Here is a 26865-nt window from a genome sequence, read left to right as displayed (position 1 = left end):
AGACGGTTATAAAATCAAGTTGGAAGAATAATGAACGAAGAACAAACCGAGCATGAAGATTTGTCCATGTGGTTCTCCACTTACGGATTGGTAACCATCAGTCGGATTCTAGCACGTTATAACATTCAACTTGATCAGGATGATTTGATAAAGGCTTTAAAAACGCCCAATACGTTTTATCGTCGTCTTATTCAATTGCCGTTAAAAAACGTACTGAACGGCATTATATATCAACAAGCCTACGACTATCAGGTTTACGCACAAAAGCTTTTTGTGGATTATCTTCTTGCCGGACAGGGTACCAAAGATGACAATTCTCCGGGATACACAACCCGGGAAGAACTGGAAGAAGAACGACAAAAATTAATGGCGATGAGCGAAACGTTGCATGAACTGGAACTGGAACATTACAAACTGATATCGGAAAGTCAATCCCTTCTTATCAAACATGCCGCAGCATGGAATCAGGCGATGGTAAGCGTTAATAAAGGGATCCGGGATTTTTTGCGTCGGAACAATGTGAGCAAAACCGAAGAGCAGGTTAAGCAGATCGTAACCAAACTGCTGGTACAGTATGACTTTAAAAAGGAGTCCGCCATGTCCGGTGACAAGTACCGGGCGAGTGTCGAGGCAATTTTGGGCGTGACATTGACTGCGGAGATGTACGCAAGCATCATGGAGCAGCTGGCAACACTGAATAATTTTAGTGCGGAAACCGATGCCATAAAAGAGAATTTCAGTGATAAAGTGACGCAGATGACTGCAAGGCTGAAACAGTTTCGCAGTGATTTTTCCAGTATGATAGTGCGGGTAAACACTCTTATCATGCAGTTATCCGATTATAAAATCGATAAAAATCAGGTTGAAATCAATCGTCAGGAGCTCTATTTTGATCCCGAAATAGGAGATGAATCCTCCTGATTATATGGACGTTTCGTATAAGGTGCGGTTGGCAACCGAACGATTGAGTGAGGAGATGTCTTGACTGCCATCGATATTCACCTTATTAATAACCAAAATGACTATTAATTACCCATATGTTTGCTGCGCGAAGCGAAAATATGGGCCGACCTTATTATAAAATAAGGTTACATAATCACTTATTGATACGAATGTGGTATCCTTCCCGTTTGCTTAAATCGAATTGAATTACTCTTAAGAATGCAACGTTTAAACAACATTTTTCATAATGTTTATCAATACATAGTAAAACAAACGGAAGATGCCAGTCATCAGATCACCTTGTTCGGGCTTGTCATGATGGTTAATTTTCCTCTTTTTGGTGTTTTCTGGAAGCTGGAAAGTTTTCAGCTGAGTGAGGAATTTTTCCTCAGACTTTTAGCTACAACATTATGTGCCTTGTTAGCGGCAAACAAATTCTGGCCACTTCGTGTTCAAAAAATACTTCCTGTCTTCTGGTACATGACCCTGTTGTATTGCCTGCCCTTTTTTTTTGCTTACCTGACCTTGCTTAATCATGGCGCTACGTTGTGGCTCATGAATTGTGTGTCCGCCATTTTTTTTCTCCTTCTGGTAACCAGTGTTTTGGGTGCACTCGTATTATTGTGTCTAGGCGTGGGTTTCGCGTTTATTTATTTTTTTTACATGACCGGTAATGCTTTTGAATACATACCCGGAAGCTTGTCCACATTCAGTTTGATGATTACTTATAGTGCTGCGGTCATTATTGGTGCCCTGTTTGCCAGGGACAGGGAAATTATCCAGGCAGGGCGATTATCGGGCATGCGATTGCTGGCCGGTAGTCTGGCCCATGATCTCAGAACGCCACTCGCCAGTATTCATATGCAGGCCGAACTTCAGGAAATGATTCTGGATAAATTAAATAACTCCGAGGTTCAAAAAATATTAAAGGAAAGTCTGCATAAAATAACCCGCGGGATAGAAATGGGTAATCAGCTTATCAGTATGCAGCTTCACAATATTAGCCGCGATAAATTCGACACCAGTACATTTACCATCCACTCCATAAAGTATCTTCTGGAAAAAACACTGGATGATTATCCTCTGGAAGAAGAACAAAAATCATTGGTCAAGCTGAATCTCGATGTGGATTTTTCAGTCTGGGTTGAAGAAGTCGCATTTAAAAATCTTATGTGGAATCTGTTAAAAAACAGCTTTGAATTCATTGAGGAAACCGGCAAGGGCAACATCATGATATGGCTGGAGCCAGGTGATGAGAAGGATGATTTTAATTATCTGCATGTCAGAGACACGGCCAAGGGCTTGTTGACAAAAAATAATGACAGGATTTTTGAATCCTTCTTTTCCGATCGCAAGGAAGGAACAGGTGTGGGGCTGGCTTATTGCAAACTTCTCATGGAAGCCGCCGGTGGCGGAATTACCTGTAAGGGTAAGGACAGGGAATTCGCTCATTTCATAGTCAAATTTCCCAAGGTTGATTAGACGGGCTCCTTACAAAAAAGAGGTAGCCCGTCATGAAGGCGAAGCCGTAATGCGGGAAAACCACTCACCTGTTCATCTGGTACAATATTGGAGCATAAAACCTGCAATACGGCCGCAGGCCCCGTGAAACGATATACCCGATACCCTGAACAAATTTTGCAGACCTAACTTCCTTTCTAAGCAACGCGACAGTCCGCATCCACCAGTGAAAATACGGAATCCGACAAATTACGCCACATTTTATATTGGTGGGAATAGATAAAATCAAACGCACTTTTTAATTTTTCGGGCGTATCATGCCAAATGGGAAGTAATAATTCGATGGTAGAGTCAAAGTGCTCGACATAAACATGAACATTAAAAAATGTCAAAGCCGACTGAGGGAGAGACAGGGAACGAGCCAGTTCAAGTAAATCAGGATAGTCAAGGTTATCAAGCCGTTCATAGGCGGCAAAAGCAGCGATTCGTTCATCCTCATCATGGCAGGTCAGCCATTGTAAATGAGACTTGTTAAACTCCCTCGCAAACGGGGTATAGTGGGTTTCATTAACGATTTCACTATGAATATCCACACCGCATTGCGTGGCGAAGCGTTCATATAAGAGCTCATGGGAAAAGCGAGTGCCTATACCGAGCTCTTCATGAATATTATTGATAATAATTTGTTTGGTCTGCTCGTTAGAGGAGAAATTGGCAACGTACCACATGAAGTTGATGAAATGTCCTCTCAGATGATAAAAGACGGCGGCAAAATATTTTTTCTGATCGTGATTCCATGTCCTGGTTTTTTGGGGATTAAACAAAGGGATAGATGCTAATGATTTTTTATAGTCCGCATCGGCTTTTGATAAAAATTGACTCAGTGATGCAGGAATATTGATAACCGGATTTTTCGCCATGATTCAATCTTCTATTCTAGAGATGGTTAATTTAGCAAAAATTTTACCATATGATTAAAATATAATCAATTGTAAAGGCCTATTTTGTCAGAAAGGTGATTTCCGGACCGTGGAATAAAAAGAATTTTCCCTATTTTCATAGGGGTTTATTTCACCATATTTTACTCATTTATTGAAGCATAAATCACTTTTTATTCTACTTCTTGCCTGGAAGGGGGGAATAAAGGATTGCCGGCCTCACAAAACCTGGTCGTCAGGAAATTTCTGATGTTAGATTATATAGAGTATATACTTAGTAGTGTTGAATAAAAATTTTATTTCCGTCATGAAGATAGGAGATGGTTATGATTGATCCTCTCAAATACGAACCCAAAGGTGATAAGCATAATTCTGATTATTTTAATGAATACCGCATAAAAATCTATGAGCGCCGCAAGGCGGTTGGTTTAGAGGATTTGTATGGCGATATGGCCGCGGTGGTTATTCAGGTACAAACAGGCGAAGCGCTGGATTATTTCAGGGAATTGTATTTAATGACACCTTATCGTTATCGTGCGAGCTATATCAGCGATACCCATAAAATTTATTTTCTGGAAAATACCGGTAAAGCGCCCTTGTATATCATTATGGAGCCGCTGGATCCGAACTTTAAGGATGACCTGACCCGGGTTAACAAAATGTATCCTAACGCCCGGGAGAAATACAACGCGCGTTACGTTGGTGAGATATTTCAAACCAGAGACAAGGATGAAACAAAGAAAATATTAGTATCACAGGGGTTTCATTTCCATGATTCGGACGTTACGGAAAACAAGTTTTTCTGTAACGAACATTTTCGATTTACTAAATTATCCGATTATTCCTATAACTCCATTGGCTATACGGATAATGATTTATTTGATTTTGACAGCCTTAACCTCGGGCAACGTTTTTATCTCACCAAAAACCAGCTCGAAACGCTGGATAACGTGGATAAACTCAGTGAAGACAAGGGGATCAAACCGTTGCTGAAAGGGGTGGATCACATGGCCACCCGGATCCTGGCCGGCGAGCGCGAAGATGCGATTCTCGAATTACTGTGTTTAACCAATTATTATTTTTGGGGGGCTTACAATATTTATGATATGAACTCGTCAACCAACGTGAATCGTACCCGGCATGGGCACGATATCAAATCTCCAGCTAAGGTTTTTACCGCGAACAACACCCCGTTTATGGTCAATTCCTTTGAAAACCTCCCTATGCCGACTGAAAATTTTGTGCGTAATTATGGCCGACGTATGCACCATATCGCTTTTGAAGTGACGGACGGGGATCATTCCAGTGGCTTGAAAAATATTGATTATGTTATCAATACGCTGCGAGATTTGGACATTCCATTTTTGGCGCAGGTATTCGGTGCCTGTACCGACTCGCCGGATCTGAAACAGATTTTTTCCAAACACTCGCCTTATTCTATTTTAATTACCGAATACGTCGAACGTTGCCATGGTTTTGATGGTTTCTTCACCAAGGAAAATGTCGCGGCCCTAACCGAGGCGGCCAGTCTTGATGAAGCCGTTCAGCAACATCATGCCAAACATGGTCTGGTTGGTGACTAGGCTCTGTGAACCAAAATGTCCTGTCACCATTTTTTGTAAAAAGCCGTAGCCCGCAAGGAGGCCTGCGGCCGTATTGCGGGTTTCATGCTCCAATATTGCCTCAGGAACACAAGTGATTATTCGGGCGAACGTTTTCCCGCATTACGGCTTCGCCTTCATGACGGGCTACAGGAAACACTACAAAAAAGAGATAATTTTGCAGCCGTAATTAATTTTTTTCACAGAACCTGGGCCTGGCCGATGCTTGTAATTTCATATTTTTTTAAGTCATTTGATATACTATTCGATTCATTCGGAGTTGGTTATTTATTAAACAAAGCCATTGCAGGTTAATCAGACGCTCCGGGTTTTATTTTTATATGAGGAAAGTTTATGCCGTTTCGCTATAAATTTCATCCGGCTATTAACAGGGAAAAGGCGTTCGAGACAGATTTTTGTAAGGATATTTCGCTGACTGATTATATGATTCCGGACGATTTTTTGGAACAATTGGCGACATTATGCGGTGAAAGGCGAAATTATTTTGATAAAAAAGCAGGGAAACATTCCTCATACACGTTAAAAAAACAATTGCGTGCGGAGCTTAAACTCATTTATTTGCGTTTGAACGGTGATTTGAACGAGACACTTCATCCGATGTCTCCTGATGAAAAAAAAGCGCTGATCACAAAATTAAAGGAAGAATCGGATAAATGTATACCGGGTTTTCATAACCGTGTCCGTTCCATAACCCAAAGCTTTTACATACCGCAAACTTTCAGCCAGCTACTAACCCGGGTTCGTCAAAATCTGGTCACTAAAACGGCGTCAAGCCTGAGTGGTGAAGTCCATGCCAATAATCGGGTAACTGCCATTGCTGCTACGGACGGATTAGGTGTTGAGGTTAATTTTGCCGGCGATATCTATGAAGGTCGTTTATCGGAGGGACAGATTCGGGTAGCCCTGAACAAAACATTCAGGAAAAATTACACGCCCGCGTTATTGCCTTTGCTTTTAAGTGATGAGTTGCGCGGTATCTTGATGAATGTCGGATACCTTGGTCATCATGAACAGGGCTATGGCACCGGCACGATGTCGCAGATAGTTCAAACAATCCATGCCATGCTGGGTGAATATTTAAACGAAATAATAAGTATTCCTTTTGAGGGTGAGCACCAATTAACAGATTGGAGCTATCTGGAACAGCTTTTCTTGAAAGAGGATTATTACGACGAGGATGGCGACTGGGATTTTTGTCGTCTTGTGGATATTAACTGGCCATTAATTCAGTATTGTTTCTGGGTAACTCTGGTAGAGGAAGGTGTTATTGATTTCTATGGACCCAGGTTATTGGATGTTTCAGAAGCGCTGGATTATGAATTGTATGCAAAAGAGGATGCTTTTCCGTTTTTGATGGACTGCCTGTCAAACCATCCGGCCACATCGCTGAAATCCGTTTTTCTGGATAAGAAAAAAAGTGTCATGTTATTGCATTTTTTAAATCGTCATATGGAAGAGCTTGACAGGCAAAAGGTAAAGGACATTTTTGCCGTATTTAATTCTCAAAAAAATCTGGTTAACCCTGCTGCTGTTTCGGCATTTCTGGATTGCCTTGAGAGCCATAAGGATTTTATAGGACGCGAAACGATAAAAAAAATGCTGATGGACAGGGATGGTTTTCTGCTAGCTAATATTGCCTTGATTACTCTTGGCCAGGGTGCGGAAGCGTTGCCGGGTTTGATAAGCTTTTTAGAGGCTAATAAAGAGTATCTGAACCCTGACGTTTTAGAGGAAATTCTTAGAAGAGCACTTGTGGAAATAGCTGTTCCGGGGATATGTAAGCCATTTTTAAACTCTCTAAAGCGATGTCCTCACGACTTTCTGCCCTGGATGGCGTTTGTAAGTAATAATTCGGAATCCCTCTATGGAGAGCGGTTATTAAAAAAATTATTAACGCTGGAACATAGTCTGTTACTTGTAACAATGAAAAACCGGCCGGATGTGGCTTGTGATTTATTGCTATTGTATGCCCGGCATCAGGATTTGATAAGCGTTTTTTATTTAGATTTAATTTTCAGTTACCGAGACTGGGATTACGAGAACGTGTTGAGCCTGGCGGTATGCCATAGTGTCGAGGCGGGTCGCAAAATGCTTGACTTTTTCAATGATAATAAAAATGCGTTTCTAGTCGATACTTTAAAGCTGATCCTCTGTGGAAGAAATATGCGCGGTGAAGACGTCTTTTGGTTGATTGTTTCTAAACAGCCCGATTTGCTTCCTGCATTTATCGATTTTATATGGGAAAATAAAGAATTGTTTGAGCGTGGTTCTGCCAAAAAGTCTTTGCTCATGATCAAAAAACAGGGTATTACAAAGCTGATTCCTGAATCCTCTCAATTTTCCGTTGCCCTTTTGATGCTGGAGTATGGGCTTATGTCAAAAGAGGTGATATCCCTAATTAAAGCAGCTCCCCCGTCTGACGATTGGCTGCATTTTTCTACCCGAAATATCTCGCATCCGGAAAAAATCAACGGAGCCAGGGAGGTTGCGCGCGTTTTGTTTTCTATTATAAATGATGTTCGTTTTGGTAAGGATGAGCGGAGGCAGGTGTTGAAAAATAACCATCTTCTTTTAATAAACAGTCTGGCGGACAAAAATATCTCTATTGCAGGTGAGCAAGGGTCATGGATAGTGAAACAATTAATAGCACACCATATCTCTTTTTTACGAATAAAGGTTGCGAAAGGCGAACACTCTCACCACCGCTATCGTTTTATGACCGGTTATTCAGCCTCCAGCCAGCAACGCGCTCTCGAAGCCTTGCAACAAGCACTGGACGAAGGCGAACCTATAGCTGGTTTATTGAAACAACACCCCGCCCTCAAGCATGGTACACCGGGCCAATTGTTCAAGGCAGGGCAGGCCATCCTGTCTCACCGGGCATGTCGTGTCGATCCGAAAGGAGACCACGTTTCGGGTCTCGTATGATTGGTTCAAATTGCGCAGGTTCGGCTGCCGAAGGGGCAGCCCGGTAAAGTTAGGGCGTGTCCCAGGTTCTGTGAACCAATTTTTTCCGATCGAAACCAAGGCAACTATTGTTGCACACCAAATAATAATGTCTTGTAGCCCGTCATGAAGGCGAAGCCGTAATGCGGGATAACGTTCATAATTGGCACATCAAACCCGCAATACGGCCGCAGGCCTCCTTACGGGCTACGGCCTTTTCGCAAAAAAATGGTGTCAATTGGCCTTTTTGTTCACAGAGCCTAGGGGAATGGTAAAATGGAAAGCCTGCGTCACACGCAAACTTCTACGGGCAATTGCCTGATCTCCTGAACGATATCATCCAGCAATTGTTCGGATTTGGTTTTGGGCGGTTTAAAAAAATGATGATCACCGGTGTACACTTTTCTGGCAATATTAGCCATTCCAAGACTCGCTACAGATGAAACAATAAAGGCGATATTAGCCAACGTTTCAGACCATCCTCGGTGTCTGGCGAGTTTTGGGCGCGCCTTCTTAATGGCTTCATCGCAGGTTTGTTTAAACAAAACATAATGCTGCGCAGGAGGGCGGTTTTCGGTAAAGAAAGCGTCTCCTGCGTCGTTCAGTTTTTTGTATAGCAGACCTGCGGCCTCGCTGGCAATTTCGTAGTTTCGTCTGGTTTTTGCCGTGATGAATCGTTTTTTTGATTTTTTGAGAAGGTCTTGTTGTTTCGTCTCCAGACCTTGAATGATTTGTTTAAACTCACCAAGCGTGTCAAAAACGGTTTTGTTCTCTATAAAATGGTTGATACCTTTGTATTCATTTTCTTTAAAAGTCTGATAATCCTTGCGTTTCTTCTCGAGTTCAAGCATTCCAGCTTTAATAACGGGCGTTTTCTCGGCGTCTATAAATCGTTGTTTTAACGCGGGCGCATTCTGATCGTAATGATTCATGATGCCTGTTATTAGTTGATAAGCCTCTTCCATGCGAGTTATGAATCGGGAAAGGGCTTGTTCTTCATCTTCGGACAGTGGCTGTGAGGCCGCGTTGTCCGTGAACGCGTATTTTTCCAGACAACTTGTGAGTTCGTCCAGCAGTTTTATGACTTTACTCAGGTTAGCACGTAATCGACCCTCATAAAGAAAGATGTTTGTTTTTAATGCGTGAAACTGTTGCGTTATGTCTTGGGAGACGTCTGTTGAATCGAGCGTATCCAATGTATTGTCATTAAAAAACGTTTCGGCTTCCTTAAGAAAGTCTTCCTCTTCATCGACTTCTTTATCGGATGGTAAATATTGCAACTCCGTATCCAGTTGCTTAAATAAGCCTTCTATATCGTTCCTGATTTTTTGTCGTAACTCTTCCACGTCCGAACGGGGGTTTATGACCAACGTATCTTCGTCTTTGGGGTATTGCTCGGGAAGTTGGGCAAGTTTTTCAATATCCTCACGAATGGCTTTGCCTTTTGTGCCTATTTGTCCGACTTCACTTTTATCACCCTGGATAAGGTTGCTTAAAAAAAGCTCGGCGGTGCTTTTTTGCCAGGTAATGAATTCGGAAGTCGACCATTTCTTGTATTGGCTGGTAAGGTGGTGTTTATAAGCAACGTTTACATTTTCTCGAACCCTGTCAAATCTGTCTTGTAATTCGGCCATATAGTATCCTGAAAAGTTTTTAAAAACTCACGTTGCGTTCTTAATTTGATCAGAAAGCCATCAGACAATACCATTTCAATACCTGGAGAATCAAGATCACAGAGCGACCATTCAGTTGTATTGAACTTTTTGAAAGGAACGGGGCAACAGGGATTGATTGTGTTTTGAATCCTGATTTTGTGTAAACTGGATAATGAGTGACGGCCGATTCGTTCAGGGTATGAAGTGACGGCTGGCTCTTGAGTCGGGAAGTTTTTCTCATTTTAAAAGGAATTAAATATGAAAATTTCAATCATTGCCGCGTCACTAATGGCGGCGTCCCTGTCCGGACATGCGGAATCGTTACAGACGTCTTTTGATATCCGGATGACTGCTCCGTCGGCCGGGAAACATACTGTCGTGAAAAAATACTCGAATCTCAAGGAGGTGATGAGCAATCACCAGTCATTGATCCGGAATGGCAATTATCCTACCCAAATCGTTCGTATCAGGGGAGAGTTCGCTCATCCTTCCCGCTATTGTGATGAGGTACTTGGTGACATCGATGAATTTTTTAATAGAAAAATCACGTCCGATCAATTCCTTTATAACACGCTGGTTTTTTGTGGTTTTGATCCGGCTACGGAATACGCGACGCAATTTGCTATCAACAGCTATTTTGATCCCTTAAACGATAAAGCCGTCGCCTATTTGCAAACCTATCTGGCGGAACATAACGGGCGTGAATTATTGGGAACGACGTTTCAGGTGGAAGAAGCAAAAGGTGTGGCCGTTTCCATGGATATCGATGCCGGCGAGGAAGCGGATAGAAGCAGCCAGGTATTGACACGCTATCGCCATGATAATCAAACCCACTATTTTTCCAGTAATTACGATCTGACAAAGCAATTGATCACGGATATTCGTCAGCGTTTTTACTCCAATGATCCTGATAAGATATTGCCGTTTCTGCAAAAATGGTTTTTCCACAATGCGGGCAGTATGTATTATTACGTGTTGAAAAGCTCCAACTTCGTGGAATTGCGGCCACAGAGGTTATTCATTATGGATAAGGAGCCCAAGGTATACACGTCTCCGTTGCGGATGTATTTTGCTCATCACTGCGATAACTATGAGAATAGTCGTTGTTTATAGGGGGGAACGTATTTTGCCGGGCTGCCATTGTAGTCCGGTCTGCAAAAAATGAATTCACGATATCATTCTGGCAAAATTAGGTTCTTTGTACGGTTTTCATGTCATTTTGCAAGGTTCTGTCATTCCCGCGAAGGCGGGAATCCAACTGTCTGGTGGCGCCGCGCCATTATGAAAATGGATCCCCGCCTTCGCGGGGATGACACAAAAATAGAGCGCAATGTTCAACACCACCTTGCAAAACTAAATGGAAACACGCCCTAGAAGGAATCCGGGTGGGCACGATCCCAATACCGTTTATAACTTTCCGGTATGTTTTTACCCAGTAATTGCCCAGGCTCCAGATAGTCATAAATTTCACGAAAGGATTTCACCGATTCCTCGCTGATACGCCTCATCAAATACTCGGGTTTGAGATCGCTTGGGTTACAAAGCCCCATTGCTCCGACCATTTCCAAAAAACTTTTGACCGTATTGTTATGAAAATTGGCAACACGATGTTTTTTGACGTCAACAACCAGACCACGCTGTAAACGCTTGTTCTGGGTTGCCACACCTGTAGGACAAGTGTTGGCGTTACATTGCTTCGATTGTATACATCCTGTCGCCATCATCATGGCACGTGCCGCGTTGCACATATCCGCGCCCATGGCAATTTTTGATACCATGTCATAACCTGTCGCGACTTTGCCGCTGCAAATCACTCTGATTTTATCGCGGACGTTAATACCCACCAGAGCATTGTGTACAAAAATCAAGGCAGACTCCAGAGGCTCGCCGACACGATTGGTGTATTCAAGCGGTGCGGCTCCGGTTCCTCCTTCCGCGCCATCGACCGTGATGAAGTCCGGTAATATTCCGGTATCAAGCATGGCTTTACATATGCTTAAAAATTCTTCACGACGACCGACACATAATTTAAATCCGACGGGTTTACCGCCCGTGATGTCGCGCAGTTTTTTGACAAATTGCAGTAATCCTTTCGCAGAATCAAACGCGGTATGTGCCGGTGGCGAGATCACGTCATGCCCCATTTTCACCTTGCGGACAGTCGCGATTTCCTTTGTCAGTTTAACCGCGGGCAAGATCCCTCCGTGTGAAGGTTTCGCGCCTTGTGATAACTTGATTTCGATCATTTTTACTTCCGGACGGTTAGCCTCCTTTTTAAATTCCCCTTCATCAAAATTGCCGTCTTCATCACGGCAGCTGAAATAAGCGGTACCAATCTGGAAAATAATATCACCGCCTTGTAAATGGTAGGGACTAAGACCGCCTTCGCCGGTATTATGGGCAAACCCTCCTAACTGAGCGCCTTTATTAAGCGCCATAATCGCCCTGGGCGACAGCGATCCGAAGCTCATGGCCGAGATGTTAAGGCGGGATGCGCTGTAAGGTTTTTTACAGTCAGGTCCCCCGACAACAATTCGAGGTTCTACTTCCGAAACATGCTTGGGTTGCAGGGAATGCAGAACCCAGGTATAGCCAACCGAGGTAATTTCTCGTTCGGTACCGAAAGGAACGGTATCCCGGACATTTTTAGCCCGCTCATAGATAATGGAACGTATTTCCCGATTAAAAGGGCGCTCCGATTCGTTATCAGCAATAAAGTACTGTTGGATTTCAGGACGGAAAAATTCCAGAATATAACGTGAATGTCCCAAAACGGGAAAATTGCGTAGTATGGTATGTTCCTTTTGCAAGACGTCGTAAATCCAGAGTAATACAAAAGGGATGGCGATGAATAATATCCAGATGGCTTTGTCAATCATAACAAGTATCAGAACAACGGCTAACACAATAACGGCTAATCCCGCATACCATTTCCCTCTCATAAAAACCTCCGTCAGCAACGCGTATATATTTGATTATAGGTATAAATATGAAAATTACACAATGTGTTGGCACGCTTGGGAAATGCCGGTCAGGTAACTGTGGGTGGAATTGGCTAAGGCCCTTAAATGGTAGCCTCCTTCCAGTGTTGAAATGATGCGTCCGTTGCAGCAGGTATTGGCCAGTCTTGCCAGGGTTTCACCCAACCAGAAGTAATCGTCTTCTGCAAGATTCAAGCCGCCTATGGGATCGAGGTGGTGAGCGTCAAATCCGGCGGATACAAACAAAATGTCCGGGTTGTAGTCTTGCAGCCGGGAAAGAAAGGTGTCTTCAAACCGTTGCCGGTATTCATTCCCCCGTGTTCCTGCGGACAACGGTAAATGAATGATAGTCGGATGGTCGGTAATAACCGGACTGAAAGGATAGAAAGGATGTTGAAAAGAAGAGCAAAAAAGGACATTGCTATGGTTCTTCAGAATATCCTGGGTACCATTGCCATGATGAACGTCAAAATCAACGATGGCAACACGGGTGGCTTCGTATCGATTGAGCGCATACAGTACGCCGCAGGCAAGGTTGTTGAAAAAACAAAATCCCATGGCCTGATGATATTCGGCGTGATGGCCCGGGGGTCTTACCAGACAAAAAACCGGTTCTGTTTTCTGCCGATACACCAGATCCACCGCGTCAATGATGCTGCCCGCCGCATACCGCGCGGCGTCTAGAGTAGCCGGATTCATGGTGACATCCGGGCCTAAAAAGTAATACTCCTGTGAGGGGGCAACCGCTTTGATCCTCTCGATATGCTCTTTGGCATGCGCCTGAAGTAACAGATTCTCCCCGATTTTTCGCGCCGTGTGCCACCGCAAGGATAAAGGGGACGTTGCAAGTTCCTTGTAAATGGCTTCAAGTCTGGCCGCGGATTCCGGATGGGCGTCGCCCATATTATGACGCAGGCAAGCATCGTGGGTAATGAGGTGTATGGTGTGTGTTGCCATAGTTTAATGAAACAGAACGTATTATGAATGTAACTATAGCATGCCGTATGAGTGTTAAACGGGTATAGGGACATCTGGAAATTGAGCAAGGCTTGTTCATCGTATGTTTTTTAAAGCGTCTCGCTCCCTGGTTGAAAGCATTGATTTCCTATTCATTTCATAATGATTTTTAATCAATTCCAATCTTGTTTTATAATCGTGAAAATGTTTATTTAATGTGCCTGATGCTTTATTTTTGCCATGTTTTTCAGACAAGTCATTATTGTTTTTGGCGTATTGGTCCACGATCCCGATCATTTCCTCGATTTTTTTCACAATCGTTTCCGGATGATTTAACGAATCAAGCTGATTATCCAGCGTTGCCATTGCGTCAATAAATTGCATTGCCAGTATTCTCCTTTCCCGCGTCAGTCCTTTATTATAAATGCCGAATCGAACGTACAGTTTCCTGTTGATACTTCCACGTTGATAATCAGAAATGACTTTTGTCGCTTGCGCCACATTATTTTTCATAATTTGCTTGATACCAACAAAAATATCCGTGGCAGACGTGGCGTGGAATTTTAACGTCACTTTTCCATCGTAGGCGTTTATCTTAAGTTTTTTGGACTGGCATCTGAGCGTATCGGCCGGATCGTCAAAGGTCAGGATATTGGCCTGTGAAATATCGACCCCGTGACTGGAAAAATACTGCAGCAAGCGGTAAACAGAAAAAAGAGACGGTTGGTAGTGCCCGCTATGGGTGGTAATGGCGATAAGCCGCCCTTCTTTAATTTGCATTTCTCCCGCCGCTACGACCGGAGTACCCTTGTTAAGGGATGAGTGGGCAATTCGGTCTTTCATATCCTTGTGATTAAAGAGTGATAATTCACCATTGGCGTTGAGGGTGTAGGCGGCAAATTCTTTTTTGCCGTGGGTAACGTATCGCCTGGTGTCAAACACTTTACCATGACGGTAAAACAGTCCTTCCTTTATGGAGACACGATAATGCGCCCTTGAGTGCTCATCGTAAAAACTCGTATGGTGAATGTGATCCTTGATTCTTGATTCCGTACGAACATCAAGTAAATCGCCTTCATCCAAGGCGGCGGCAATATCGCTGTCCGGACTGACTTGATAGTCTTTTGTTCGTCCAACACGTAGTTTTTCAGGGGGGAGGTCGAGAAAAAAAGGCGCTTTGCCCGGCACGTATTCGGGGTTGTTTTTTTTATGCCTGTTCCGCTCGGCCATTAAATCGATCAATTTAACGGTAACTTCAATATCACGTTCCTCAGGGACTTGTAAATCAAAGGCAAAAATTAAAAAATCGAGGGCTTTTTCTCTTTGTTTGTCTTCCTTGTCCTCATTTCTAAAATCATCCCAGGCCTGATCGATTCTTTCGGCTAATGTTCCAAAGTGGGCAGAATAATATTCATTCATCGGTTCGGGTTAAAAATCATTGTCTTATAGTTAATATAGTCTATTTTTTTAACCCTGAGGATATTTCTTACCCCAACTTATTTTCTGCTGTTATAATCGTGGCATTGTCAACAGACCCTATATTAACGGTTATAGTGATTTGAATTTTAAATGACTTATCTCGACGTACCGCTGCTTGTCAGCGGTATCCATAAATCACTCTGGATGCCTCGGTTGAGCCGAGGCACGTAGTTTTTTTGAATAGGTCATTTCAATTTACTATAAAACCGGTTACGGAGAGACCATGACGTTACCTTTGTTTTATGCTGTGATTTTTATTGGTGCCGCATTATTAACAGGATTGATTCGCCGTTACGCGTTAGCGACGGATTTGCTGGACATTCCCAACGACCGCAGTTCCCATGCCCTGCCGACTCCCAGAGGTGGAGGGCTTTCTTTTGTCCTGTGTTTTATGGCTTCCATGTTGATGTTGGGCAAACAGGGCGTTATACCTCCTGGCGAACTCTATGTGTTTATCGGGCCTTGTTTTATTGTGGCTATGTTAGGTTTTCTGGATGACAGGTTTCATTTGTCAGCGGTATGGCGTCTCGCCGGTCATTTTATGATGGCTATTCTGGCTATTTACCTGCTCCGTGGCTTCCCGGTTGTTTTCGAGATGACTCCGTATGTTGTACCGGGATATCTGCTCTGTGTTTTCGTCGTTTTTTACCTGGTATGGCTATTGAATTTATTTAATTTTATGGACGGTATTGATGGCTTGGCCGCGGCTGAAACGATTTGTGTGTGCGCAGGAGGCGCGTTTCTTTATTACCTGCATGGACAAGCCGGACTGGCGGTTCCCCCTCTTTTACTCGCTGTGGCTGTGGGGGGCTTTTTGATCTGGAATTTCCCACCGGCGCGTATATTTATGGGGGATGTGGGCAGTGGATTTCTGGGGTTTGTGATTGGTGTTTTTTCCCTTCAGGCCGCCATGGCTCAGGGAACGCTTTTCTGGGGTTGGGTCATTCTGGCCGGGGTGTTTATTACCGATGCGACGTTGACTCTCATACGCCGCGGGTTGGCAGGTGAGCGGGTATTTGAGGCCCATCGCAGTCATGCTTATCAACAGGCCGTGCAATATGCTGGCAAGCATTGGCCGGTCACTGTCTCGGTCATTTTGATTAATGCGGTCTGGCTTTTTCCGTGGGCGCTGCTGGTGGCGTTGGAAAGAGTCAGTGTGATAACGGGAATAACGATTGCCTACGCGCCATTATTGTTGACAGCGATAAAATTTAATGCCGGAAAAAAGGCGGAGTGTTAAAAATTTTGCTATTTTTAATGTAGCGGGAACTATTTTCTTAATAATTTGTTAAGTTAGCTTGTGTACAATTACAATCAGATAGTCAAAAATGACTATTATTTGTACAGATAGTAGCAACCTGGAGCGCCGTGGATGCATTCTATGGAAGAAGAGGGGAGCTGCGAGACAAGGGAGATTTATTATGTTAATTTTAACTCGCCGTATTGGTGAAACATTAATTATCGGTGATGATGTGAATATCACCGTACTGGGTGTTAAGGGAAACCAGGTTCGTCTGGGGATCAACGCGCCCAAGGACGTTTCAGTCCACCGTGAAGAAATTTATTTGCGTATTCAACAGGAAAAAGAATCCTCTGATACTGAAGAAGCGGTATAAACGAATTACTTCGCAGTCCTCCTGTCCCGAGCGAAATAAAGTAGTCCGGGACAAACCATCTCCCGACCATGTTTGATAACAATACCCTATGCGTATTTCGATACTGACGTATCTCCTGAGGACAATTCGTGGATCATGCCCTGTTCATCCCTGAGATACAGTTGACCTGAATCACTAACTCCACATGCCAGGCCTTGAAGGGAACCTGATAAATGAGTAACGGTTATCCATTGATCCCGCAGGTAATCCACTTGCTGCCATTGTTCTTGAAACACTGGAAATCCACAGGTTAGAAATCGATTCAAATAGATATCAAGATAAACAATTAAATCGGCGATTATAAGATTGCGGTCAAAATGGCGTCCGGTAATCTCATACAAGGAACACCAGGGCTTATCAGGTATTTGCTGTAGTTGAGTTGCGGTGTTGGTGTTGATACCTATACCGATGATCAGTTGTATCTGTCCATTGCTTTCAGCCTGAACCTCAATGAGTACGCCCGCCAGTTTTTTATGACGCCACAATAAGTCATTCGGCCATTTCACACGAATGTCTTCCTTAATGCCGTTATTATTCAGGCAGGCTAAAACGGCGAGGCTTACCACCAGACTGAGTCCGGATAATCTCGATAAACAGCAGTGTAGTTCCCAGCGCCCGGAGAAATAAATGTTTTCAGCAAAGGGCGATATCCATTGACGCCCGAAACGACCTCGTCCGCGCGATTGCATTTCCGCACAGCAGACGGTCAGGGATGGTGAGGCCGGACAATCTTTTAAAAATTGATTGGTTGAATCTATTTCTGCAAAAAGATGAATATCAACGGGGTTGGTAAAACCGTGCGTTGCCAAACGGGTATGAATGATTTTATCGCGGAGAAAATATCTTGGCGAAATCAGTTGATAGCCGCGGTTAGGCAGTCGTTTGACAGTGATACCCAGTTCACCCAGTTGTTTGATCTGTTTCCATACGGCCGTTCGTGATATTTGTAAATGATTGCCCAGGGTACTGCCGCTGTGGCATTCACCATCGGCGAGAAAATCAAGTAATTGTAATTGTGTGGCACTGAATTGTTTCATAGCGGATTTCGCAAAAAAGTGTCGGCGAATTTATCGAGTGATCGCAGGTTGTAATAGCGAAACCGTGTAACGTTCGGATGGCAGCATAAAGCGGCGCTGCACGCGGCTTTGGGCATGAACGGTATCATCTGCCAGTTTTTTTTTGTTTCATGGTCTTTTATCGAGGAGCGCATGACTGGCAGGACCGGTACATCAAATTGTTTGGTGGGATAGGATAAGCCCAGGCCGACCGCTTTGATAAAGGCTTCCTTTTGTGCCCAGATATTAAAAAAACCGATGGGTCTTAATGGCCTTGGTAATTGGGATAGCGTTTGGATTTCCGCTTCCGAAAACAAATGTCTGGCTATGCCAAGATACGGCCTTGCGGAAAAAAATTCCAGATCGATGCCGAGCGCGTGCTGTTGTCCCACCGCCAGTAAGGCCCAGTCGCCGGAATGACTCAAATTAAACTCCAATTGTCGCGTGCTCTGCAAATACGGTTTGCCGTGCTCGTTGTAGCTAAAATCCAGTAGTGTCGGATCTTTCTTGAGGTAATGAGCCAGCAGGGCGCGCAACATCGCTCGGGCCACCGTAAATCGGCGTTGGTGGCGAGGAAAGTGGAAACGTCCCGCTCGCTGTTGTTCGGCTCCCTGTAAAAGGTCAAAAGCCCGGTCCGGAAGGGTATGAAGGGGGATTTGCCAGATATCAATGTTATCGGGCCGCATTTGGAAATCAAAGGCAGGCTGGATTTGAAACAGGGACATACTCATAATCAGGATCAACGGTGGCGTCAAAATGCAGTTGAGGTTATCATAGCGCATGATTATAAATCCGCCAAAGAGTTACCAATGAATCGACAATTTTTGGACTTTGAACAACCCATTGAAGAGTTAAATCAGAAAATAGAAGCGTTGCGCATGGTTGGCAGTGATAATGAAGTCAATCTGGGTGAGGAAATTGCTCGCCTGGAGGCGAAATGCGAGGAACTGACCGCGACGATTTTCGCCAATCTGGAGCCCTGGCAGGTTGCTCAGGTAGCCCGACACCCCCTGCGTCCGCAAACAACGGATTATATTGAGCATATATTTACCGATTTCCAGGAATTGCACGGCGATCGTCATTATTCCTCCGCGCCTGCCATCATAGGCGGACTGGCGCGTTTAAATGGCGAGCCGGTCATCGTGCTTGGCCATCAGAAAGGCAAACGCACCAAGGAAAAAGTGTATCGTAATTTCGGCATGGCCAGACCGGAAGAATACCGCAAGGCACTACGTTTAATGAAAATGGCCGAAAAGTTTAAAATACCGGTTTTCACTTTTATTGATACCGCCGGTGCCTATCCTGGTATTGGCGCAGAAGAGCGTAACCAATCGGAAGCGATTGCCCGTAATTTGCTGGAAATGTCTAAATTAAAAACACCAATAATCTGTACGGTAACGGGGGAAGCCGGTTCCGGAGGTGCTTTGGCTATCGGAGTGGGCGATCGGGTTTTGATGTTGCAATATGGTATTTATTCCGTGATTTCACCGGAAGGTTGTGCCTCCATCTTATGGAAAGATCCTGCCAAAGCGAGCGAGGCAGCAAAGGCTATGGGTATTACCGCGGACAGGATTTCCGAATCGAAACTGGTGGATGGGGTTATCAAGGAGCCGTTAGGCGGTGCCCATCGGGATGTCGCTGCGATGGCTTCGCGCCTGAAAGACGTTTTGACGAAGGAATTACAGAGTTTGAAACACCAATCTATGGATGAATTATTGAACACGCGTTATCAAAAATTCATGGCTATGGGTGCCTGTGAGTGAGATGCAACCGGAAACAGGCTGGTTTAAGGAACTGTTCTCCCGTAAGCGTTTGTATGTAGGGTTCAGCGGAGGGCTGGATTCTACGGTTTTGCTTCATTTGCTCGCAACGCACCCTGATCTGAAGCGTAAACTGTCGGCCATTCATATTAATCATGGTTTAAGTCCCAATGCCCAGATCTGGGAGTTACATTGCCGACGCTTTTGCAGGCAACTTGATATTCCCTGTCTGGTGAAACGTGTAAGCTGCCAACAGGAAGCCAATATAGAAGAATCGGCAAGGCGGGCGCGTTACCAGGTTCTGGCTGGACTGGTACAGGAAAATGAGTGTCTGCTTATGGGGCACCATCTTGATGATCAGGCGGAAACGTTGTTACTGCAATTGTTTCGTGGAGCAGGCATCGATGGGCTGGCTGCCATTCCGGCACAAAGCCGGATTGGTCAGGGCGAGTTGCACCGACCTTTATTGTCTTGTCCCCGTTCCGTTCTGAAACAGTACGCGAACACGCATCAACTGGACTGGATCGATGATGAAAGTAATGAGGATACCCGTTTTTCCAGAAATTTCATCAGGCACAGAGTCCTGCCATTAATTCAGGAAAGATGGGAGGGGGTGCACAGGACTCTGGCTCGTACCGCACAGCATTGTCAACAGGCGCAGGCTAATCTGCAGGATCTCGCGGAACTCGACTGTCCGGCGTTAAAAGAAGTATCCTCCCGGCTTTCCGTTCGCCATTTAACGCATCTTGCGCCCGCACGTATTAGTAATGTGTTACGTACCTGGCTGCGGCAAAATCAGGTACGGTTGCCGACAACCGCGACGTTTTCCCGTCTTATTGATGAAATCATTTTAGCCGGTGACGACGCGAATCCCCAGGTCGCATGGGATGAGGTCGTGATTAGACGATATCGGCAGACCTTGTATCTTCTGCCGCGCCAATCTGTTGATACGACTTTGAAGCCCATGGTGTGGACTTCTTTTCCAAAACCACTGGATTTGGGCGAGCAATGCGGGGTGTTGCGGGCGCGGCATGCGCCAACGGGAATTGTCATTGTACCGGGCAGCACGATTGAGGTTCGCTATCGACAGGGCGGTGAAACATTGTTCTGGCACGGACAAACCAAATCGTTGAAAAAATTAATGCAGGAATGGCAAATTCCTGTCTGGTTGCGGCAACGGACTCCTCTTCTTTATATGAACAATCAATTGGTTATGGTGGTTGGATATGCTATCTCCGATCATTTTTTTTCTGAACATCAGCCTGATACCTTCCAGATTAATGTTGATTGTTAATAATATATTAACAGTTAATAACATAAAACCATATTTATTGAATTATTGTTAATTGTTAAAATGGTGTTCAATTAATCACCGAGGTATCCTGATGATTTCGAATACTCGTTTGGCGTGGCTGATCAGTTATATTGCCACCGCTTCCATTTCAGCAGCGATCATAACGCCGGCGTTACCGATCATCGCCCTGCAATATCATCTGTCGCAGGGCGCCGTCGAATGGCTGGTGACGGCGTTTTTAATCGGTTATGTGATAGGACAATTAATTTACGCACCCCTGGCGAACCGTCTGGGACGTGTTACGGCACTGCGTATCGGATTAACTATCAACCTGGCCGGCATACTGGTTTGTATCGCTGCCATTTACAGTCAGGAATACTGGCTATTAGTGGCAGGGCGTCTGGTGAGCGCTTTGGGGGCTGCCGGTGGTCTGACATGCACATTGATGTTAATTAATGAATGGTTGCCGGAAACGCAGCGGCGCGCTGCCATGGCGTATTCGATTCTGGCGTTTACCCTTGGTATTGGTATCGCGGTGACCCTTGGCGGATTCATAACGGAATACGGTCAATGGGCATGGTGTTTTGGAGTCTTGCTGGTACATGGTGTCAGCTTGCTGGCCGGAACAATCTGGTTACGGGAAACGCTGACGGAGGTGCAACCCATCAATTTCCCGAGCATTATCCAGGGGTATCGCAGGGTATTGGCCTCGCCGATGCTGTTGTTATTTTCTGTGGTGGTGGGTTTTTGTTCCGCCATCGGTTATTGTTTTTCTGCAGCAGGTCCGCAAATTGCGGAACAATTTCTGCATTTATCAGCAGCAGGTTATGGTTGGTGGAATTTACTCAATATGGCGGGTATGCTCGGTGGCGGATTGTGGGCCAGGCGATTGATGCTGAACATGGCGGCTAAACAGGTGGTTTATATCGGCCTGGCCGGTTGTGCCCTGGGGTTGTGTAACCTGATTGTGATGGTAATACATCATTCCGCATCGGCGCTCTGGTTTTTTAGTAGTTCTACGGTTCTTTATCTGTTTGGCGGTTTGCTGTTCGCCGGCGGATCCTTCCAGGCATCCAGCGCGATTATGGACAAGGGAAACGGCTCGGCCATGCTGAGCTTTATCAATATGTCAACAGCAACGCTGAGTGTCATGGTGATGGGATACCTTAGCCGTAATCCGTTACTGGCATTCATAGAGATTTTGTCGGTGTTATGGATAGTTATAACGGTGTGCCTGTTAACCCATGTCTCGCAACAGGCGGTTGAACTGCAAAAATGAACAATGCCCGCACGGCAGTCACTCTGAACCTGGTGTCAAACACTCAGCATTCCGGAAGATTGACTGCCAGGCCGCCCATGGAGGTTTCCTTGTAAATACTCTGCATGTCCATGCCGGTTTGTTTCATGGTCTTGATGACCTTGTCCAGTGAAATCTGATGCTGACCATCGCCGATCAGAGCCATGCGTGAGGCGTTGACCGCTTTGACAGCACCCATGGCGTTACGTTCGATACAGGGGATCTGCACCAAACCAAGTACCGGATCACAGGTCATGCCGAGATGATGTTCCATTGCGATTTCCGCCGCGTTTTCAATTTGCTCGATCGTGCCGCCCAATACCGCGGTTAATCCGGCCGCAGCCATGGAGGACGCAACACCCACTTCGCCCTGACACCCTACTTCCGCACCGGAAATGGAGGCGCCTTTTTTATAGAGTATGCCAATGGCTGCCGCGGTTAGAAAATACGTGTAAATGTCTTCCTTGCTTAATCGGTCATGGGCCTCCTGGCAATATTTGAGGACGGCGGGAATAATACCGGCCGCACCATTGGTTGGCGCGGTGACAATACGGCCGCCGGCAGCGTTTTCCTCATTAACCGCCATAGCGTAAAGATTCAACCGGTTCATAATGTCGGATTGTTCAAAGACGCTCGGTACGCCTTTATGATCGCTCAGTTTTTTATACAGTTCCGGTGCCCGTCGTTTTAGCATCAAGCCTCCGGGCAGGATGCCGGGATGATGGCAGCCGTTGTCAATACATTTATCCATGACTTCGGCAATGGCTAGAATCTCTTCGTGAATGGCGTTTTTGGTACGCCAGGTTAATTCATTAACCATCATTAATTCCGCGATGGTTAACCGGTTTTCCTTGCAAAGGGAAATCAGCTCAAACGCGGAGGAAAAAGGATAGGGTGGTGCGTTGGTATCCTCGGTGGTTTTATCAAAATCCTCTTCCGTGGTGATGAAACCGCCGCCGATGGAATAATAGACCTGGGCGGCGAGGATCTGCTTTTGTTCATCGTAGGCCGTATAACGCATACCATTGCTATGCCTTGGCAATAACTCTTTCTGTAAAAAAAGAAAATCCCGTGTGTCGTCAAACGCGATGTCTTTTTTTCCGTTTAAGTTAATTTTTTGTGCGGCAATGATTTCCCGCATGCGCGGCACCATGCTTTCAGGATCGACCGTTTCGGGCTTTTTCCCCTCCAGGCCGTTCAATATGGCCTTGTCTGTTCCGTGGCCTTTGCCGGTCAGGGCAAGGGAGCCGTATACCTCAATCCGGATCCGAACTACCTGATTCAACAGATTTTTATCTTCCAGCAATTGCACAAACGCGTTGGCCGCATACATGGGGCCAACGGTGTGAGAGCTCGATGGACCGATACCAATGGAAAACAAATCGAAAATACTAATACTCATAACCAACGCTTAAATGTTTTAATTTATATCAAGTTTAGAAGGAAAGTGAGCACTAAACAATAGGGACTGCGCTCCATTTGCAGGATATAAAACCGATGTTAAAAACTTAATCCTGTCGTCGACTGGAAATTTCAGTGAAACTTAGGCAAAATAATCAGGCGAGTCGGCATTCACATTTGTATGTGCAGTCTGGTTGTAATGTGCTCAAATTGAAATGAATTGATATTACCGTGTTATTTCAGGAAAATTCATATAAATTTAAGTCAAATTATACTATATTTGCACCAGGAAGTTGATGCCCGCGGACGTACAGGCATTATCGCATGATGCTAATCTCACAAAGATAAAAAGGGGATTGTTTATGAAGATGAAACTGGTCGCTGCAGCTGCCTTGGGTTTGGCAATGTCAACGACGCATGCTGTAACCGATACTACTACGAACTTAAATACGGATACCGATAAATTGTCTTATAGTATTGGGGCTGATTTAGGTAAAAACTTCAAAAAACAGGGTATTGATATCAGTCCGGCCGCAATGGCAAAAGGGATCCAGGATGGCATGAGCGGTGGTGAGCTGATGATGACCGACCAGCAGATGAAAGATGTGCTCAATAAATTTCAGAAAGATTTAATGGCCAGACGAAGTGCGGAATTTGCCAAAAAATCAGAAGAAAACAAAGCCAGAGGCGAGACGTTTCTTAGCCAGAATAAAACCAAGGATGGCGTGGTAACTTTGCCAAGCGGCCTGCAATATAAAGTTATTGAAAAAGGCAATGGCGCCAAGCCAAGTAAAGACGATGTCGTCACGGTTGAATACACCGGACGATTGATTGACGGACAGGTTTTTGACAGCACGGAAAAAACAGGCAAACCGGCGACATTTAAAGTGTCTCAGGTTATTCCGGGATGGACTGAAGCGTTACAATTGATGCCGGCAGGGTCTACCTGGGAAGTATATATTCCTGCTTCTCTGGCCTATGGCTCACGCAGCGTTGGCGGCCCAATCGGACCCAACGAAACACTCATTTTTAAAATCCATTTGATTTCCGTCAAAAAAACGGACGCATAAAACCGCATTTGAGCGCTTCCGGATAGCAGCATGCTTACCGGAAGCGATTGCTGTTCAAAAAGTGGAGGCAGAGCGAGCGGTGTTATGAATAAGCGCCTGTTTATTATTTTTCTTCTGGGCTTTTCTTCGGGCCTTCCTCTTGCTCTGATTACCGGTACACTGCAGGCATGGTACGCGGATGACGGTATGTCCGTACTGGCTACCGGCATGCTGAGTCTGATTGGACTTCCTTATGTGTATCGCGTGGGTTGGGGGCCTCTTCTGGATCGCTACTCGCTTCTGAATATCGGAAAACGCCGCAGCTGGATGCTTGTCACACAATTGTTGTTGCTTCTGGCTTTTAACCTTCTCGCCTGGTTTACACCGTCTCATTTCCCTCAGCTTATGGCCGTTATCGCTCTGCTGATAGCTTGTTTGTCCGCGACTCAGGATGTGGCTATCGATGCGCAGCGTACCGAATACTTGCCTGTTGCGGAGCATGGGCTTGGCGCATCGCTGGCTGTTTTTGGATATCGCCTGGCTCTTTTGATAGCCGGTGGCCTTGCGTTGATCATCGCACAGCATGTCGGCTGGCATTTTACCTACAGACTTATGGGTTTTTTAATGCTTATAGGCGTATTGGCGACGTTATGGAGTGAGGAGCCCTCGCATAGGGAAGTGGTGAAACAAGCAGGGTTTTTTGCTTCTTTTGTTGCGCCGCTTAAAGACTTGTTTGCCCGTCGCGATATTATTGTTCTTGTCCTGTTTATCCTGCTTTACAAAACGGGAGAAGCGTTTACTGCGACGACCAGCGGTATTGTCATGCCGTTTTTAATCCAGGGACTTGGTTTTCCCCTGGAAACGATAGGTTATGTCAATAAAATGCTGGGTATTGGGTCTATTTTATTAGGGGGGCTGGCGGCCGGATTAATTTTAATGCGATGGTCCTTGTATCGCTCCCTGCTGGTTTTTGGCTTGTTGCAGGCGGTAACTAACTTGTTGTTCGTTGCGCTGGCTATGACCGGAAAAAATCTGTCGTTGTTTGCCACCGCAGTTGTTTGCGATAATTTTGCGGCAGGCATGGGATCAACAGCTTTGGTGGCGCTATTTATGAGGTTGGTGAACCTGCAATATACCGCGACGCAATTTTCCGTGCTTGTCGCGATATCAACTATCCCGAGAATTTTATCAGGCCCAATAGCGGCTGGTTTGCAAATGTGGCTGGGTTGGGCAGGTTTGTACGAACTGTCCTTTTTTTTGGCTTTGGGGTTTGTGCCTTTTTTATTTATGATTAGAGATCAGACGAAACTGTTGCCCAAAAAATATCCCGATCTTGAACCAACCCATTAACCGGTGCACAGAACCCGGCAAACAGTTCAACATAATTTCTTGAACATTCCAGGAAAAATCAGTAGTATCCTGCGTTTTTAACATGACATGCAACATGAAAATTATAATCGCATGTCATAATGGTGAGGAACAATGCCTGAACCACGTAGCTTGAAATATCTGGCAGCCAAGCAATTAAAAAAATCCAATCCAAATCAGTTTTTTAAATTTCACAACAATATTGTTCTCGATAAGGAAATTCAGGAGCAATTTGTAGAGCCAGCAGTTGCACAAATTATTAAAAAGCAGGAACATCTTTTTGAAAGAAAAGTTTTGGCTCGTCAGGAGCAAGTCGAGGACTGTAGTGGCAATCTGGCTCAAAATCGTTGTTTCTCAAAGACGACTGCGAGTATGGGATTGGTAGTCACGGCGGGCATACATCTTGGTATTTATTTCATATTGAAGGCGAGCAATGTTTCACAGTCCACACAATCAACTTTTTTGTTGACGATGCCGCTTACAGCTATTGCGGGAATATGTGGCGGTGTGTTTATGGTCAGACAGATTGCCTCATGTCTGGCGCATTGTTGTATTCCAGGGGTATCAAATAATATTACGGTTGATTTAAACGAAATAGCAGATGAAGAAAATTTATTAAAGGCGGCATTTCAAGTTTAAACAGTTTTATTTTTAAAATTTACAAAAAATAGCAGGCTCTGGAAGCAAGTTTTTTTGGGAAAGAAGGCGGCGGTAGCCCGTAAGGAGGCCTGCGGCCGTATTGCGGGTTTCATGATCTAATATTGCAGTAGCAGAACAAGTGGGTACCCAAGTGCAGGTTATCCCGCATTTCGGCTTCGCCTTCATGACGGGCTACATGAAATATTATAAAATAATTAAAATGGTTTGTACGTCAGAAAGAGTAGTACTTGATATTTTTTAAATGGTACCGAGGGTGGGAGTCGAACCCACACGGTGTCACCACCACCGGATTTTGAATCCGGCGCGTCTACCAGTTCCGCCACCCCGGCACAGGTCGCCATTATA

General features: G+C 44.9%; 21 protein-coding genes and 1 tRNA gene. 13 read left to right on the top strand and 9 right to left on the bottom strand.

Annotated features, from left to right (window positions below; translation table 11 throughout):
* Positions 1-30 precede the first annotated feature (30 nt).
* Together CKW05_RS09055 and CKW05_RS09050 are read left to right on the top strand one after the other, a co-directional pair.
* Positions 31-921 (top strand): hypothetical protein, encoded by an 891-nt coding sequence (locus CKW05_RS09055; RefSeq protein WP_058484148.1) that lies wholly within the window; start codon positions 31-33, stop codon positions 919-921.
* A 240-nt stretch (positions 922-1161) separates the two neighbouring features.
* Positions 1162-2424 (top strand): sensor histidine kinase, encoded by a 1263-nt coding sequence (locus CKW05_RS09050; RefSeq protein WP_058484149.1) that lies wholly within the window; start codon positions 1162-1164, stop codon positions 2422-2424.
* 176 nt (positions 2425-2600) lie between these two features.
* Here CKW05_RS09050 and CKW05_RS09045 read toward each other — a convergent pair whose 3' ends face one another.
* Complete coding sequence (locus CKW05_RS09045) at positions 2601-3323, bottom strand: iron-containing redox enzyme family protein (protein WP_058484150.1); 723 nt, start codon at positions 3321-3323, stop codon at positions 2601-2603.
* Between the two features lie 344 nt (positions 3324-3667).
* On the opposite strand from CKW05_RS09045, the gene CKW05_RS09040 reads away from it, so the two are divergent.
* Positions 3668-4924 carry a hypothetical protein gene (locus CKW05_RS09040; RefSeq protein ID WP_058484478.1) on the top strand — a complete coding sequence of 419 codons (1257 nt, stop codon included), beginning with the start codon at positions 3668-3670 and terminating at the stop codon, positions 4922-4924.
* Between the two features lie 372 nt (positions 4925-5296).
* A complete protein-coding gene (locus tag CKW05_RS09030; RefSeq protein ID WP_058484152.1) occupies positions 5297-7891 on the top strand; it encodes a hypothetical protein in 2595 nt (864 codons plus the stop codon).
* Between the two features lie 308 nt (positions 7892-8199).
* Here the strand turns inward: CKW05_RS09030 and CKW05_RS09025 are convergent, their stop codons facing one another.
* Complete coding sequence (locus CKW05_RS09025) at positions 8200-9543, bottom strand: hypothetical protein (protein ID WP_058484153.1); 1344 nt, start codon at positions 9541-9543, stop codon at positions 8200-8202.
* A 279-nt stretch (positions 9544-9822) separates the two neighbouring features.
* Here CKW05_RS09025 and CKW05_RS09020 point away from each other — a divergent pair, with 279 nt between their 5' ends.
* Positions 9823-10677: an Lpg0189 family type II secretion system effector gene (locus CKW05_RS09020; protein WP_058484154.1), complete on the top strand. Its 855-nt coding sequence runs from the start codon at positions 9823-9825 to the stop codon at positions 10675-10677.
* Between the two features lie 257 nt (positions 10678-10934).
* Here the strand turns inward: CKW05_RS09020 and CKW05_RS09015 are convergent, their stop codons facing one another.
* The 3 genes from CKW05_RS09015 to CKW05_RS09005 form a co-directional block, all read right to left on the bottom strand.
* Positions 10935-12506: an FMN-binding glutamate synthase family protein gene (locus CKW05_RS09015; protein ID WP_058484155.1), complete on the bottom strand. Its 1572-nt coding sequence runs from the start codon at positions 12504-12506 to the stop codon at positions 10935-10937.
* 54 nt (positions 12507-12560) lie between these two features.
* Complete coding sequence (locus CKW05_RS09010) at positions 12561-13502, bottom strand: histone deacetylase family protein (RefSeq protein WP_065238421.1); 942 nt, start codon at positions 13500-13502, stop codon at positions 12561-12563.
* A 96-nt stretch (positions 13503-13598) separates the two neighbouring features.
* Positions 13599-14921, bottom strand: coding sequence for a hypothetical protein (locus CKW05_RS09005; RefSeq protein ID WP_058484157.1), 1323 nt, complete (start codon positions 14919-14921; stop codon positions 13599-13601).
* A 283-nt stretch (positions 14922-15204) separates the two neighbouring features.
* Between CKW05_RS09005 and CKW05_RS09000 the strand changes: the two genes are divergently transcribed.
* Positions 15205-16221, top strand: a complete 1017-nt coding sequence (locus tag CKW05_RS09000) for an MraY family glycosyltransferase (protein ID WP_058484158.1) — start codon at positions 15205-15207, stop codon at positions 16219-16221.
* Between the two features lie 181 nt (positions 16222-16402).
* Positions 16403-16597 (top strand): carbon storage regulator CsrA, encoded by a 195-nt coding sequence (gene csrA / locus CKW05_RS08995; RefSeq protein WP_058484159.1) that lies wholly within the window; start codon positions 16403-16405, stop codon positions 16595-16597.
* An 86-nt stretch (positions 16598-16683) separates the two neighbouring features.
* Here the strand turns inward: csrA and CKW05_RS08990 are convergent, their stop codons facing one another.
* Positions 16684-17673, bottom strand: coding sequence for a biotin--[acetyl-CoA-carboxylase] ligase (locus CKW05_RS08990; RefSeq protein ID WP_058484160.1), 990 nt, complete (start codon positions 17671-17673; stop codon positions 16684-16686).
* Positions 17670-18473: a 4'-phosphopantetheinyl transferase family protein gene (locus CKW05_RS08985; RefSeq protein WP_231950426.1), complete on the bottom strand. Its 804-nt coding sequence runs from the start codon at positions 18471-18473 to the stop codon at positions 17670-17672. The genes CKW05_RS08990 and CKW05_RS08985 overlap by 4 nt, the downstream gene beginning before the upstream one ends.
* A gap of 27 nt (positions 18474-18500) precedes the next feature.
* On the opposite strand from CKW05_RS08985, the gene CKW05_RS08980 reads away from it, so the two are divergent.
* The 3 genes from CKW05_RS08980 to CKW05_RS08970 all read left to right on the top strand — a co-directional run bounded on the left by CKW05_RS08980 (position 18501) and on the right by CKW05_RS08970 (position 22024).
* Positions 18501-19454, top strand: a complete 954-nt coding sequence (locus tag CKW05_RS08980; RefSeq protein WP_058484479.1) for an acetyl-CoA carboxylase carboxyltransferase subunit alpha — start codon at positions 18501-18503, stop codon at positions 19452-19454.
* Position 19455: 1 nt separating this feature from the next.
* Positions 19456-20745 (top strand): tRNA lysidine(34) synthetase TilS, encoded by a 1290-nt coding sequence (tilS, locus tag CKW05_RS08975; protein WP_058484162.1) that lies wholly within the window; start codon positions 19456-19458, stop codon positions 20743-20745.
* A gap of 91 nt (positions 20746-20836) precedes the next feature.
* Complete coding sequence (locus CKW05_RS08970; protein WP_058484163.1) at positions 20837-22024, top strand: MFS transporter; 1188 nt, start codon at positions 20837-20839, stop codon at positions 22022-22024.
* Positions 22025-22067: 43 nt separating this feature from the next.
* Here the strand turns inward: CKW05_RS08970 and CKW05_RS08965 are convergent, their stop codons facing one another.
* On the bottom strand, positions 22068-23444 hold the full coding sequence (locus CKW05_RS08965; RefSeq protein WP_058484164.1) for an L-serine ammonia-lyase: 1377 nt from the start codon (positions 23442-23444) through the stop codon (positions 22068-22070).
* A 361-nt stretch (positions 23445-23805) separates the two neighbouring features.
* Here CKW05_RS08965 and CKW05_RS08960 point away from each other — a divergent pair, with 361 nt between their 5' ends.
* The 3 genes from CKW05_RS08960 to CKW05_RS08950 all read left to right on the top strand — a co-directional run bounded on the left by CKW05_RS08960 (position 23806) and on the right by CKW05_RS08950 (position 26499).
* Positions 23806-24513, top strand: coding sequence for an FKBP-type peptidyl-prolyl cis-trans isomerase N-terminal domain-containing protein (locus tag CKW05_RS08960; RefSeq protein WP_058484480.1), 708 nt, complete (start codon positions 23806-23808; stop codon positions 24511-24513).
* Between the two features lie 84 nt (positions 24514-24597).
* Positions 24598-25842 carry an AmpG family muropeptide MFS transporter gene (locus tag CKW05_RS08955; RefSeq protein ID WP_058484481.1) on the top strand — a complete coding sequence of 415 codons (1245 nt, stop codon included), beginning with the start codon at positions 24598-24600 and terminating at the stop codon, positions 25840-25842.
* Positions 25843-25992: 150 nt separating this feature from the next.
* Positions 25993-26499 (top strand): hypothetical protein, encoded by a 507-nt coding sequence (locus CKW05_RS08950; protein ID WP_133141146.1) that lies wholly within the window; start codon positions 25993-25995, stop codon positions 26497-26499.
* A gap of 263 nt (positions 26500-26762) precedes the next feature.
* On the opposite strand, the gene CKW05_RS08945 is transcribed toward CKW05_RS08950, so the two are convergent.
* Positions 26763-26849 (bottom strand) — tRNA-Leu (locus CKW05_RS08945).
* Between the last annotated feature and the right edge of the window lie 16 nt (positions 26850-26865).

Source organism: Legionella spiritensis (genome assembly GCF_900186965.1).
Taxonomy (GTDB): domain Bacteria; phylum Pseudomonadota; class Gammaproteobacteria; order Legionellales; family Legionellaceae; genus Legionella_C; species Legionella_C spiritensis.
The sequence above is the reverse complement of the archived record's forward strand: the minus strand, read 5'-3'. Positions and strand labels throughout refer to the sequence as shown.